General features: G+C 68.1%; 15 protein-coding genes. All 15 read right to left on the bottom strand.

Annotation, left to right across the window (positions count from 1 at the left end; genetic code table 11):
• Positions 1 to 128: 128 nt before the first annotated feature.
• Positions 129 to 686 carry an HAD family hydrolase gene (locus tag AB1346_09885; protein ID MEW6720744.1) on the bottom strand — a complete coding sequence of 186 codons (558 nt, stop codon included), beginning with the start codon at positions 684 to 686 and terminating at the stop codon, positions 129 to 131.
• Positions 683 to 1,654 (bottom strand): KpsF/GutQ family sugar-phosphate isomerase, encoded by a 972-nt coding sequence (locus tag AB1346_09880; GenBank protein MEW6720743.1) that lies wholly within the window; start codon positions 1,652 to 1,654, stop codon positions 683 to 685. Before AB1346_09880 ends, AB1346_09885 begins: the two co-directional genes overlap by 4 nt.
• A gap of 3 nt (positions 1,655 to 1,657) precedes the next feature.
• Positions 1,658 to 2,485, bottom strand: a complete 828-nt coding sequence (gene kdsA, locus AB1346_09875) for a 3-deoxy-8-phosphooctulonate synthase (GenBank protein ID MEW6720742.1) — start codon at positions 2,483 to 2,485, stop codon at positions 1,658 to 1,660.
• Between the two features lie 21 nt (positions 2,486 to 2,506).
• Positions 2,507 to 4,120 carry a CTP synthase gene (locus tag AB1346_09870; GenBank protein ID MEW6720741.1) on the bottom strand — a complete coding sequence of 538 codons (1,614 nt, stop codon included), beginning with the start codon at positions 4,118 to 4,120 and terminating at the stop codon, positions 2,507 to 2,509.
• Positions 4,117 to 4,872 carry a 3-deoxy-manno-octulosonate cytidylyltransferase gene (gene kdsB / locus AB1346_09865; GenBank protein MEW6720740.1) on the bottom strand — a complete coding sequence of 252 codons (756 nt, stop codon included), beginning with the start codon at positions 4,870 to 4,872 and terminating at the stop codon, positions 4,117 to 4,119. The genes AB1346_09870 and kdsB overlap by 4 nt, the downstream gene beginning before the upstream one ends.
• The gene (gene argC / locus AB1346_09860; protein ID MEW6720739.1) at positions 4,869 to 5,909 is read right to left on the bottom strand and encodes an N-acetyl-gamma-glutamyl-phosphate reductase; all 1,041 of its coding nucleotides are present in this window, start codon (positions 5,907 to 5,909) and stop codon (positions 4,869 to 4,871) included. The genes kdsB and argC overlap by 4 nt, the downstream gene beginning before the upstream one ends.
• Positions 5,910 to 6,030: 121 nt before the next feature.
• Entirely contained in the window at positions 6,031 to 6,423 is a 393-nt protein-coding gene (rpsI, locus tag AB1346_09855; protein MEW6720738.1) for a 30S ribosomal protein S9, read from the bottom strand.
• A 16-nt stretch (positions 6,424 to 6,439) separates the two neighbouring features.
• On the bottom strand, positions 6,440 to 6,880 hold the full coding sequence (gene rplM, locus AB1346_09850) for a 50S ribosomal protein L13 (GenBank protein ID MEW6720737.1): 441 nt from the start codon (positions 6,878 to 6,880) through the stop codon (positions 6,440 to 6,442).
• Positions 6,881 to 6,940: 60 nt separating this feature from the next.
• A complete protein-coding gene (locus AB1346_09845) occupies positions 6,941 to 7,537 on the bottom strand; it encodes a DNA-3-methyladenine glycosylase I (protein MEW6720736.1) in 597 nt (198 codons plus the stop codon).
• Between the two features lie 4 nt (positions 7,538 to 7,541).
• On the bottom strand, positions 7,542 to 8,282 hold the full coding sequence (gene truA / locus AB1346_09840; protein ID MEW6720735.1) for a tRNA pseudouridine(38-40) synthase TruA: 741 nt from the start codon (positions 8,280 to 8,282) through the stop codon (positions 7,542 to 7,544).
• A gap of 10 nt (positions 8,283 to 8,292) precedes the next feature.
• Positions 8,293 to 9,315 carry an aspartate-semialdehyde dehydrogenase gene (locus tag AB1346_09835; GenBank protein MEW6720734.1) on the bottom strand — a complete coding sequence of 341 codons (1,023 nt, stop codon included), beginning with the start codon at positions 9,313 to 9,315 and terminating at the stop codon, positions 8,293 to 8,295.
• Between the two features lie 4 nt (positions 9,316 to 9,319).
• Entirely contained in the window at positions 9,320 to 10,417 is a 1,098-nt protein-coding gene (gene leuB, locus AB1346_09830) for a 3-isopropylmalate dehydrogenase (GenBank protein MEW6720733.1), read from the bottom strand.
• A 2-nt stretch (positions 10,418 to 10,419) separates the two neighbouring features.
• Positions 10,420 to 10,914 carry a 3-isopropylmalate dehydratase small subunit gene (gene leuD / locus AB1346_09825; GenBank protein MEW6720732.1) on the bottom strand — a complete coding sequence of 165 codons (495 nt, stop codon included), beginning with the start codon at positions 10,912 to 10,914 and terminating at the stop codon, positions 10,420 to 10,422.
• On the bottom strand, positions 10,914 to 12,191 hold the full coding sequence (gene leuC, locus AB1346_09820) for a 3-isopropylmalate dehydratase large subunit (GenBank protein MEW6720731.1): 1,278 nt from the start codon (positions 12,189 to 12,191) through the stop codon (positions 10,914 to 10,916). The genes leuD and leuC overlap by 1 nt, the downstream gene beginning before the upstream one ends.
• Positions 12,157 to 12,954 (bottom strand): CDP-diacylglycerol--serine O-phosphatidyltransferase, encoded by a 798-nt coding sequence (gene pssA / locus AB1346_09815; GenBank protein MEW6720730.1) that lies wholly within the window; start codon positions 12,952 to 12,954, stop codon positions 12,157 to 12,159. Before pssA ends, leuC begins: the two co-directional genes overlap by 35 nt.
• Positions 12,955 to 13,015: the final 61 nt, after the last annotated feature.

Below are 13,015 nucleotides of genomic sequence, written 5' to 3'. Positions count from 1 at the left end.
CTCCCCCGCCCCCCCCCCCCCCCCCCCCGCCCGGCCCGCGCCCCCCCCGCCCGCCCCCGGAGAGCCCGCGCGGAACGCCAGGAGGCCGACCAGTGCCGCGAAGACCGCCCAGGGGAGGAGCCGCGGGATCATATCCTGGGGACCTTCTCGAAATATTTCGACGTCGCGGCCCGCCACAGGTCCTTCGCCTTCAGGACGTATTCGATGATCTCCCGCACCGCGCCCATGCCCCCCGCCCGCGACGAGACGAAATCGACCGCGTCGAGTACGTACGGCTCCGCGTCGCAGGGGGCGGCGGAGAACCCCACCTCCCGGAAGATCGGGAGGTCCACGATGTCGTCCCCGACGTAGGCGCTCTCTTCCGGGGCGACGCCCCGCTCCGCCAGGACCTCCCGCAGCGCGCGCGCCTTCTCGTGCGCCCCCTGGCGGACGATCCCGATCCCGAGTTCCCGCGCCCGGACCTCGACCACCGCCGACGTGCGCCCGGTGATGATCCCCGTCTCCACCCCCGCGCGCTGGAGCATCTTGATGCCGTGGCCGTCCCGCACGTGGAACCGCTTCGTTTCCAGGCCGTTGCCGTCGAGGATGATCCCGCCGTCCGTCAGCACGCCGTCGACGTCCATGAGGAACAGGCGGACACGTGCCGCCTTCTCGTCCGCCCCCCGGCGCACCGACGGCCCGCTCATCCCACGCCCGCCTTCAGGAGGTCGTGGATGTGGACGATCCCGACCGGCCGCATCGGAGAGGACGCATCGAATACGAACAGGCTGGTGATGGAGTGCTCCTCCATCTTCCGCAGCGCCGCCGCGGCCAGCTCCTTCTCGCCGATCCGCTTCGGCGACCGGGACATGATCTCCGCCGCGGTCGCCTTGTAGAGATCCACCCCCGCCTGGGTGGCCCTGCGGATGTCGCCGTCGGTGATCACACCGGCCAGGTCCCCGTTTCCGTCCAGCACGCCGGTGACCCCCAGCAGCTTCTGGCTGATGACGAGCAGGGCGTCCTTCAGGGGAGTTTCCTGGGCGACCAGCGGGATCGCGTCCCCCTTGTGCATCAGGTCCGCCACCGTCTGAAGCTTCCGTCCCAACGCCCCGCCGGGATGCAGCCGCGCGAAATCCTCCTCGGAGAATCCTTTCTCCTCGAAGAGGACCACCGCGAGGGCGTCCCCCATCGCCAGCGTCGCCGTCGTGGAAGCGGTGGGCGCGAGCCCGAGGGGGCACGCCTCCTCGGGCACGCCGACGTCGAGGACGACGTCCGCGTATTTTCCGAGGGTGGAGTCGGGCTTCCCGGTCAGCGCGATCACGGGCAGGCCGATCCGCTGGAACACCGGCAGCAGGCGGACGATCTCCTCGGTCTCCCCGGAGTTGGAAAGCGCGATGACCACGTCGCCCCGCCGCACCATGCCGAGGTCCCCGTGGATCCCGTCGGCGGCGTGGAGGAAGAAGGCGGGCGTGCCGGTGGACGCCATCGTCGATGCGATCTTCCGGGCGATCAGCCCCGATTTCCCCATCCCGGTGACGACGACTTTCCCCCGCGCCGACCGCAGCAGGTCCACCGCCTTCCCGAAGGACGCGTCGACCTTCTTCCGGATCTCCTCGATCGCGGACGCCTCGACGGAGAGGACCCGCGCGGCGCGCGCGATCCGGTCGTTTTCCACGGCCTACACCTCCTCTCCCGCCGCGGCACGCAGCGCCAGGAGGGTCCGAAGGAGCGGCTCGACCTCGTCGAGCGGGAGGCTGTTCGGGCCGTCCGACAGCGCCCGGGCCGGATCGGGGTGGATTTCCAGGAAGACGCCGTCCACTCCCGCCGCCACGGCGGCCCTTGCCAGGGGGGCGACGTACTTCCGTTCCCCCGAGGACGCGGTCCCCGCGCCTCCCGGGAGCTGCACGCTGTGGGTGGCGTCGAAGACCACGGGGCAGACCGACTCGCGGAGGTACGCGAGCCCGCGGTAATCCACAACGAGGTTGTTGTACCCGAAGGTCGTGCCGCGCTCCGTCACGAGGACGGAATCGTTGCCGGCGGAGCGCACCTTCTCGACCGCGTTCCGCATGTCCCACGGGGCCATGAACTGCCCCTTCTTGATGTTCACCGGGAGCCCGGTCTCCGCGGCGGCCAGCAGCAGGTCGGTCTGGCGGCAGAGGAAGGCGGGGATCTGGAGCAGGTCGACCACCCGCGCGGCCGCGGCCGCCTGCGCCGGGTCGTGGATGTCGGTCGTGACGGGGAGCCCGTGGCGCTCCTTCACCTTCGCCAGGATCCGCAGCCCCTCGTCCTGTCCCGGCCCCCGGAAGGAGCCCGCGGACGAGCGGTTCGCCTTGTCGAAGGAGCCCTTGAAGATCGCGCCGACCCCGAGGGAGGCCGCGAGCGTTTCGAGGAAAAAGGCCACCTCCAGCGCGAGATCCTCGGACTCGAGGACGCACGGCCCCGCGATGAATACGGGCGGGCAGCCCGCGCCGATCTCGAATCGGCCCCCGACGGAAACCCTCCGGATCGGACTTCCCGCGGCCACGGCTTAAGAAATGCTCCCCCGGGACGCCCGGGCGTTCGCCGCGCCGATGAAATCGCGGAACAGCGGGTGGGGAAGCATGGGTCGGGACTTGAACTCCGGGTGGAACTGGCAGCCGAGGAACCACGGATGGCCGGGCACCTCGACGATCTCGACGAGCCGGTCGTCCGGCGAGACGCCGGTGATCTGCATCCCCTTGGAGACGAACAGCTCCCGGTAGTCGTTGTTGAACTCGTACCGGTGCCGGTGCCGCTCCGAGACCTCGGGCGCTCCGTACGACTTCCGCGCCAGCGACTTGTCGAGCAGCCTGCACGGGTACGCCCCCAGCCGCATCGTCGCCCCCTTCTCCTCGAGGGAGCGCTGCTCGGGCATCAGGTCGATGACGGGGCACTGGCTCTCGCTGTCGAGCTCCCGGCTGGTCGCCGCGGTCAGGCCGCAGACGTTGCGCGCGAATTCCACCACCGCCACCTGCATCCCGAGGCAGATCCCGAAATAGGGGATCGCGTTCTCCCGCGCGTACCTGACGGCGGAGATCTTTCCTTCCACCCCGCGCGACCCGAACCCCCCCGGGACCAGGATGCCGTCGGCCCCTTTCAGCAGCGCCTCGGCTCCCTGCCGCTCCACCTCCTCCGAGTCGACGAACCGGTGATGGACCCGTACCTGGTGCGCGATCCCGCCGTGGGTCAGCGCCTCGTTCAGGCTCTTGTACGACTCCTTGAGGTTGACGTACTTGCCGACGATGGCGATGGTGACCTCCCCGACCGGGTTCTTCCACCGCTCGACCACGCGCATCCAGTCGTCGAGGCGCGGCTCGCCCGCCCAGATGTTGAGCAGCTCCATCAGCTTGTCGTCGAGCCCTTCCTGGTGGTAGATCAGCGGCACCTCGTAGATGAGGTCCACGTCGCTCGCCGTGATCACGGCGTCCTCGGTGACGTTGCAGAACAGCGCGATCTTCGCCTTGATGTCCTTGGGGATGGCCCGGTCCGACCGGCACAGGAGGATGTCGGGCTGGATGCCGATGGAGCGCAGCTCCTTCACGCTGTGCTGGGTGGGCTTGGTCTTCAGCTCCCCGGCCGTCTTGATGTAGGGGACCAGCGTCACGTGGACGTAGAGGACGTTCTCCTTCCCCCGGTCGCCCTTCACCTGCCGGATCGCCTCGAGGAACGGGAGGCTCTCGATATCGCCCACCGTGCCGCCCACCTCGACGATCGCCAGGTCGTACCCCTTCGCCGCCGCGTAGATGACCCGCTTGATCTCGTCGGTGATGTGCGGGATCACCTGGACCGTCCCGCCCAGGTAGTCGCCGCGCCGCTCCTTCGTGATGACGGAGTGGTAGATCTTCCCCGTCGTGCAGTTGTTCTTCTTCCCCGTGCGGGACGAAACGAACCGCTCGTAGTGCCCCAGGTCGAGGTCGGTCTCGGCGCCGTCGTCGGTGACGAACACCTCCCCGTGCTGGAACGGGTTCATCGTGCCGGGGTCCACGTTGATGTAGGGGTCGAGCTTGAGCATCGTGATGTTCAGCCCCCGGGACTCCATCAGGGCGCCGATCGACGCGGCCGCCAGCCCCTTCCCCAGCGAGGAGACGACGCCCCCCGTCACGAAGATGTATTTGGGTTTCAGCGTCTTTTCGGCCCGCATAGCCTCTCCTCCACGGCCTTCAGGTCCTCGGGGGTGTCCACCCCGACCGAATCGTGCCCGACGTCGACCACGCGAATCCTGTACCCGGCCTGCAGCACCCGGAGCTGCTCGAGCCGCTCCGCCTCCTCGAGCGGGGAGGGCGGGAGCGCGGCCACGCGGAAGAGGAACTCGCGGCGGTACCCGTAGATCCCGAGATGCTTCCGGTACCGGCCCGCGCCGGAGTCCCGATAATGCGGGATGGGGGCGCGGGAGAAGTACAGCGCGTCCCCCTTCGCGTCGGTCACCACCTTGACCACGGACGGCCTGGCGTATTCCGCCGGATCGTCCCCGGGCAGCGCCGCCGTCGACATGGAGACCTCCGGGTCGGACACCAGCGGCAGCGCCACCGCGTCGACGACCGAGGGATCCATCAGCGGCTCGTCCCCCTGCAGATTGATGAAGATCCCCTCGTCCATCCCGCGCGCCGCCTCGGCCACCCGGTCGGTTCCGGACGCGCAGTCGGGGGAGGTCAGGACCGCCTCCCCGCCGAAGCCCCGGACCGCCGACGCGATCCGCTCGTCGTCCGTCGCCACGACCACCCGGGAAGGGATTGTCGCACGTTTCGCTTTCTCCCAGACATACCAAATCATCGGCCGGCCGTCGATTTCTGCCAGCGGCTTCCCCGGCAGCCGCGTCGCGCCGTACCGCGCGGGTATCACCACCGCCACGCGGTCGTTTCGCCCGCCCGCGCTCACGGGAACAGGGGCATCCCCTTGAGCCCCTCGTCCTCCGGGAAGCCGCACATCAGGTTGAAGCACTGCACGGCCGCTCCCGACGCGCCCTTGACCAGGTTGTCGATGGCGGAGACCACCACCACTCTCCGCGTCTTCTCGTCCACCCGCCAGGCGATGTCGACGTAGTTGCTGCCCCGCACGTCCTTGGTGGAAGGGAGCAGCCCGGGCGGCAGGAGGCGGACGAACGGCTCGCCCGCGTACGCCTTCCGGAACGCGGCCTCGACGTCCTTCGCCTTCCGCTTCGGGGCCAGCGTGGCGTAGCCGGTGGCGAGGATCCCGCGCACCATCGGGATCAGGTGCGGGACGAAGGTGATCGCCACCTTCTTCCCGGCGGCAATCGACAGCTCCTGATCCATCTCCGGGTTGTGGCGGTGGGTCGGGAGCCCGTACGGCCGTACCCCTCCGTCCACCTCGGGGAAGTGGAATCCGAGCGCCGGCCCCCGCCCCCCGCCGGAGACCCCCGTCTTGCAGTCCGCGACGATCCCCTTCGCGTCGATCGCCCCCGCCGACAGCAGCGGACGCAGCCCCAGGATGACCGACGTGGGGAAGCAGCCCGGGACGGCGGTGAGCCGCGTCTTCCGGATCTTGTCCCGGTAGACCTCGGGAAGGCCGTAGACCGCCTTCGCGGCCAGAGCGGGATTCTTGTGGGTGACGCCGTAGACCGACTCGTAGAGCGGGATGCTGCGGAACCGGAAATCCGCGGAAAGGTCCACGACGGGAATCCCGCGGCCGATCAGCGTACCCGCGACCGACGAGGAGACCGTGTGCGGAAGCGCCAGGAAGGCGAGGTCGAAATCGCCCCCGATGAGCTTCTCCATCTTCCCGAAGGCGGCGCCCTCGAGCTTCCCCTTGAACGGCGCGAACGCCTGCGCGAGCGGCTGGTCGGAGTACTGCTCGGAGGTGAGGACGGAGATCCTCGCCCCGGAATGGGACAGCAGCATCCGGATCAGTTCGAACCCGGTGTATCCGGTGGCCCCGAAGATCGCGACGCGCTTCATGCCTTTTCCCATCCTTCACATTGTACTCGGTAGAGGGAAAACAAGAAGGGGAAGGCGGGTGTCCCTGCCTTCCCCTTCGGAAGATCGTCCGGTGAAGAGGGGCTGAGTCTCCCCCTCCCGATCAACGCTTGGAGAACTGGAACCGTTTGCGGGCCCCCGGCTGTCCGTACTTCTTCCGTTCCTTGATGCGGGCGTCGCGCGAGAGGAATCCGGCGCGCTTCAGCGGCGAGCGGAGCTCGGGGTTCTCGATCTGCAGCGCCTTCGCGATGCCGCACTTGACGGACTCGGCCTGCGACATGGGGCCGCCGCCGCCGATGTTCACGTCGACGTCGACGCTGGTGCGCTTCCCCGTCAGGACCAGCGGCTGGGTGACGACCGACCGCAGCGCCAGCACCGGGAAGTAATCCTCGAACTCCCGGCCGTTGACCGTGATGCGCCCCGTGCCGGACTTGATGTAGACGCGCGCGATCGCCGTCTTCCGTTTCCCCGTAGCGTACACCTTCGCTTGAGCCATGGTGCGGTGGTTCCTCCTATTCGTTGACGGCCAGCATCCGCGGCTGCTGCGCCTTGTGCGGATGCTCCGGCCCCGCGTACACCTTCAGCTTGGTGAACAGCCTGTCCCCGAGGCGCGTCTTGGGAAGCATCCCCCGGACCGCCCATTCCACGATCCGCTCCGGGTGCGCGCCGCCGAGCTCCTTCTGCGGGGTGGTGGACTTCAGCCCGCCCATGTACCCGCTGTGGCGGTAATAGATCTTGTCCGTCATCTTCTTGCCCGTGAGCTTCACCTTCTCCGCGTTCACCACGATGACGAAATCGCCGATGTCGGCGTTGGGGGTGAACGTCGGCTTGTTCTTGCCCCGGAGGACGTCGGCGATCTTCGTCGCCATCCGCCCGAGGACCTGCCCCTCGGCGTCCACCACGTACCATTTCTGATCGGCTATGTCCCTGGTCAGCATCTTCGTCGTCTTCATGGCGCAAACCTTCCCCGTCGAAATCAAAGAAAGTAATTAAACCGGAAAACCGCCGGATCGTCAAGAACAAACACACCGGAGAATCTCCCGCCGACGGAAGCAGGAGAGGGCGTGGTCGTTCACCATCCCGGTGGCCTGCATGTGAGCATAACATATCGTCGATCCGACGAACCGGAATCCCCTCCGGCGCAGCTCCGCGCTCATCGCGTCCGACTCCGGGCTGGTGGCGCGATAATCGGCAAGGGTCCGGATCTCGTTCACGATCGGCCTTCCGCCGACGAATCGCCATATGTACGCGTCGAAACTGCCGAATTCGTCCCGGACCTCCAGGAAGCTCCGCGCGTTTCCGATCGCTGCGAGGATCTTTGCCCGGTTGCGGATGATCCCCGGATTCGCGAGCAATTCCGCGACTTTCCTCTCTCCGTACCGGGCCACCTTCTCCGGGTCGAACCGGTTGAAGGCCGCCCGGTAATTCTCCCGCTTCCGCAGGACCGTGTACCAGCTCAGCCCCGCCTGGGCGCCCTCCAGGGTGAGGAACTCGAACAGGAGGCGGTCGTCGTGAACCGGGACTCCCCACTCCCGGTCGTGGTAATCCACGTATTCCGGTTTCCCGAGGTCGACCCAGGGGCAGCGGACGATGGCCTTCTCCCCGCGCACGGCGTCAGTACCTCACTCTCCAAAGGAACAGCCCGTGGGCGGGCGCGGTGATCCCGGCGGCACCCCGGTCCCGCGCTTCCAGGATCTCCTCCATCCGGCGCGCGTCGTGCTTTCCCCTCCCCGCGTCCACCGCCGTTCCGACGATGTTCCGCACCATGTGGCGGAGGAAGCCGTTCCCGGCAATGTCGATGGAATACAGGCCCGGCGCGTCGTGGCGGGCGATCCCCGCCCGGAAGATCGTCCGCACCGGGGACCTCGCGCTGCAGCCCTGGCCGCGGAAGGAGCTGAAATCGTGCTCTCCGATCAGGCGGGAGAGCGCCTCCCCCGCCTCGTCGAGGTCCGGCGGGACGGGAAGGTGCCACGCGTACCGGGAGAAGAACGGAGACGCTATGGGGGAAAGGTGCAGGAAGTACTGGTACTCCTTTTCCGCCGCGTGTCTCCGAGCGTCGAAATCCTGCGGCGCTTCTTGAGCGGAGAGAATCCGGATATCGCCGGGCAGCAGCGCGTTCCCTCCCCGGACGATCGTTTCCATGTCCCGCCGGCCGGAGTCCGCGAAATCGGCGACCTGCTCCCGCGCGTGCACCCCCGCGTCCGTCCGCCCCGCCGCCCGCAGCCGGACCGGCTCCTGGAGGATCCGCGCGAGCGCCGCTTCCATCACCGCCTGGATCGTCGTCCCGTTCGGTTGGACCTGCCACCCGGCGTACGCCGTGCCGTCGTACGTGACGGTGAGTTTCACCCGTCTCACGGGCAGACGGCTACAGGTACTTCTGCGCCAGCACCTCGGCGATCTGGACGGCGTTGAGCGCCGCCCCCTTGCGGAGCTGGTCGCCGCACACCCACAGGTTCAGGCAGTTCTCGGCGCTCTCGTCCTCCCGGATCCGGCCGACGTAGCAGTCGTCCTTCCCGGCGCAGTAGAGCGGCATGGGGTACACGTTGTTTCCCGGCTCGTCCATCACCTGGCAGCCCGGGAACTTCGCGATGAGCTCCTTTGCCTTGGCGACGGAGATCTTCTTCTCGAACTGCGCGTTGATCGAGATCGAGTGGGCGGTGAGGACCGGGACCCGCACCGTGGTGCAGGTGACGCGCAGGTCGGGGATCCCCATGATCTTGCGCCCCTCGTTGGTCATCTTCATCTCTTCCTTGGTGTAGCCGTTGTCGAGGAAGGCGTCGATGTGCGGGATGACGTTGAAGGCGATCTGGTGCTTGAACGCCGCCACCTCCATCGGCTGGCCGTTGGCGAACGCCTTCGTCTGCGCGACCAGCTCCGCCATCGCCTTGGCGCCGGCCCCCGATGTCGCCTGGTACGAGGACGCGACGACGCGCACGAGCTTCCCGAAGTCGTGCAGCGGCTTGAGCGGCATGATCGAGATGATCGTCGTGCAGTTGGGGTTCGCCACGATCCCGCGCTGCTTGTACTGCCCGATCGCCTGCGGGTTGATCTCGGGGACCACCAGCGGGACGTCCGGCTCCATCCGGAACGCGGACGAGTTGTCGACGACGACGGCGCCGGACTCCCAGGCCGCCCCCGCGAACTCCTTGCTGCGCGATGCCCCCGCGGAGAACAGCGCGATATCGATCCCCTTGAAGGCGTCCTTCGACAGCAGCTCGACCGGGAACTCCTCCCCCGCGAACTTCAGGCGCTTGCCCACCGAGCGCTCCGACGCCAGGAGGCGGATGTTCCTGATGGGGAACTTGCGCTCCTCCAGGATGCTCAGGAAGACTTCCCCCACCGCCCCGGTCGCCCCGGCGACGGCCACGTTGAACCTCTTGCCGCTCATTGCCTCACCCCTTCTGCGATAGTTTCCGGACCGCTTCCCGGACGCGCTCGCCCATCTCGGCGGTCCCGACCTTCCTTCCCGATCCCTCGCGATGGATGTCCGCCGTCCGGTAGCCGGCGACAAGGACCCGCTCCACGGCGCCCTCGATCCACGAGGCCTCCGCGAGCATGTCGAACGAATATCTTAGCATCATCGCGACGGAGAGGATCATGGCGAGGGGATTGGCGATCCCCTTCCCCTCGATGTCGGGCGCTGTGCCGTGGATCGGCTCGTACAGCCCGACCTTCCCCCCCAGCGACGCCGACGGCAGCATGCCGATCGACCCGGTGATCATCGACGCCTCGTCGGTCAGGATGTCGCCGAAGAGGTTCGACATGACCATCACGTCGAACTGGCGGGGGTTGCGGACGAGCTGCATCGCGCAGTTGTCCACCAGCATGTGGGAGAGCGTCACGTCCGGATACTCCGCCCCCGCCTCTGTCGCCACCTTCCGCCACAGCACCGACGACTCGAGCACGTTGGACTTGTCGACGGAGGTCAGCCGCCGGGTCCGCTTCCGCGCCAGCTCGAAGGCGGCGCGCACGACCCGCTCGATCTCCGGGCGCGTGTACACTTCCGTGTTGATCCCCGTCTCCACCCCGTCGATCACCTGGATGCCGCGCGGCTTCCCGAAATAGAGGCCGCCGGTGAGCTCCCGGACCACGACCAGGTCGATCCCCTCGATGACCTCCCGCCGCAGCGGCGAGGCGTCGAGCAGGGGGGCGAAGACCTTGGCGGGGCGCAGGTTCGCGAACAGGTCCAGCTCCCTCCGCAGCCGCAGCAGCCCGCGCTCGGGACGGAGCTCGAACGGCAGGGCGTCCCACTTCGGGCCGCCCACCGCCCCCAGGAGGATCGCGTCGGCCCCCGCCGCCAGCTCCAGCCCCCGGTCGGTCAGGGGGACCTTGTGGACGTCATAGCAGGCGCCCCCCAGCAGCTCCTCCTCGGTCTCGAACCGGTGCTTCCCGGAAAGCTCCTCGACCGTCGCCAGGACGGCCAGCGCCTCCCGCATGACCTCCTTGCCGATCCCGTCGCCGGGGAAGACGCAGATCTTTTTCGTGCCCATCCTCACCCCCCTTTCCGCTTCGCGATGTAGTTCAGCAGGCCGCCGGCGGACACCAGCTCCTGCATGAACGGGGGGATCGGGGTGAACCGGTATTCCCTGCCCTTCGTCTCGTTCCGCAGCAGCCCCCGGTCCATGTCGACGACGAGGGCGTCGCCCGCTTCGATCTCGTCCACGGCGTCCGGGGCCTCGAAGATCGGCAGCCCCATGTTGAAGGAGTTCCGGTAGAAGATCCGGGCGAAGGAGCGCGCGATCACCGCCGAGACGCCCGCGGCCCGGATGGAGATGGGCGCGTGCTCCCGCGAGGAGCCGCACCCGAAGTTCTTCCCCGCCACGATGAAGTCGCCCTTGGCCACCTTCGACGCGAACGAGGTGTCGATATCCTCCATGCAATGCTTCGCCAGCGCCGCCGGGTCGGAGGTGTTCAGGTACCGCGCGGGGATGATGGCGTCGGTGTCGACGTCGTCCCCGTACTTCCACGCCTTGCCGCGCAGCTCCATCACTTCCCTCCCTTCCCGACGACCTCTTCCGGGGAGGCGATGCGCCCGAGCACCGCGGACGCCGCGGCCACCGCCGGGTTCGAAAGATAGACCTCGCTTTCGGGGTGCCCCATCCGCCCGACGAAGTTGCGGTTCGTCGTCGCGATCGCCCGCTCCCCCCTCGCCAGGATCCCCATGTGCCCGCCGAGGCAGGGGCCGCAGGTGGGGGTCGAGACGGCCGCGCCGGCCGTAACGAACACTTCCACCAGCCCCTCCCGGACCGCCTGCAGGTAGATCTCCTGGGTCGCCGGGAAGATCAGCATCCGCACGCCGTCGTGGACCTTCCGCCCCCGGATCACCTCCGCCGCGCTGCGCAGGTCCTCGATCCGGCCGTTGGTGCAGGAGCCCACGACGACCTGGTCGATCGGCACGTTCCCCGCCTGCGACACGGGCCTCGTGTTCTCCGGCAGGTGCGGGAACGCCACGACCGGTTCGAGCGCCGAAAGGTCCACCTCGATCTCGTCGGCGTACCGGGCGTCCGGGTCGGCCGCCGTCACTTCGTATTTCCGCTTCGCGTGGCCGTCGGCGTACTCGCGCGTGGTCCCGTCGAACGGGAAGATCCCGTTCTTGCCGCCCGCCTCGATCGCCATGTTCGTCATGGTGAACCGCCACGCCATCGGCAGGTGCGCGATCCCGTCCCCCGCGTACTCCATCGACCGGTAGAGCGCGCCGTCCACCCCGATCCTCCCGATGATGTGCAGTATCGCGTCCTTTCCGTCGACCCACTTCCCGGGGCGTCCCTTCAGGACGATCCGCAGCGTCTCGGGGACCTTGAGCCAGACCTCGCCGGAGATCATCGCGGCCGCCAGGTCGGTGCTCCCTACTCCCGTGGAGAAGGCGCACAGGGCGCCGTACGTGCACGTGTGGCTGTCCGCCCCGATCACCAGGTCCCCGGGGACGACGAGCCCCTCGTCGGGAAGCAGGACGTGCTCGATCCCCATCCGCCCGACGTCGTAGAAGTGCACGATGCCCTGCTCCCGGGCGAACTCCCGCATGACCCGGACCTGCTCGGCGCTGCTGATGTCCTTGTTCGGCGTGAAGTGGTCGGCCACCAGGGCGATCCCGTCCTTGCGGAACACCTCCTTCGCGCCGGCCGAGCGAAACGCCTTGATCGCGATGGGGGTGGTCACGTCGTTGCCGAGCGCCAGGTCCACCTTCGCCATGACCAGCTCTCCCGGCGAAACGGAAGGCCGGCCCGCGTGCTTAGCGAGGATCTTCTCGCTGATCGTCATTCCCATGGATTTCCTTCTCGCTTTCCTCCGTCTTTTCCTTGCGCCGTACCATCCGGACGATCTCCCCCACCGGCCCGGATACGATGTAGCCCGCGGCGAGGAGAAAGACCATCACCTGCGGTTCCATGGCCAGCAGGATGGCCAGGAGCACGAAGACCACCAGCGTGTTGAACGGGCGGCGCCGGAACGGCTCCAGGTCCTTGAACGAGTTGAAACGGATCGTGCTGACCATCAGGAAGGCCAGCACGTAGATCGTCAGCAGCACCGCCAAGTGCTTGTAGCTCCCCGACCCCCCAAGGTAGTAGAACAGCATGACGATGGAGGCGACGCATACCGCCGCCGCCGGAATGGGGAGGCCGTTGAACTTCCCCTTTTCCACCGTGTTGATCTGCACGTTGAACCGCGCGAGCCGCAGCGCCCCGCAGATGAGGTAGAGGAACGACGCGGCCCATCCCCACCTGCCGAACCCGGACAGCGCCCACCCGTACACGAGGAACGCGGGGGCGACGCCGAACGCGATCACGTCGGCCAGGGAGTCGTACTCGACGCCGAACCGCGTGGTCGTCCCGGTCATCCGGGCGACCCGCCCGTCGAGCCCGTCGAAGACCGCCGCGGCCACGATCGCCACCGCCGCCTTCTCGAAGCCGGCGGTGTAGGTGGAGGCGATGGAATAGAACCCCGCGAACAGACACGCCGAGGTGAGCAGGTTCGGCAGGACGTAGACTCCGCGGCGGACGCTGTCGCTATCCCGCAGTCCTTCCTTCTTCAACGGAGCACCCCCACGACGGTCTCGCCCGCCCGGACGCGGTCCCCGGGCGCCACCCGCAGCT

It is taken from the genome of Thermodesulfobacteriota bacterium, assembly GCA_040758155.1.
Lineage (GTDB): Bacteria > Desulfobacterota > Deferrimicrobia > Deferrimicrobiales > Deferrimicrobiaceae > UBA2219.
Note: the sequence above shows the minus strand (reverse complement) of the source record. Positions and strands in the feature narration are given on the sequence as shown.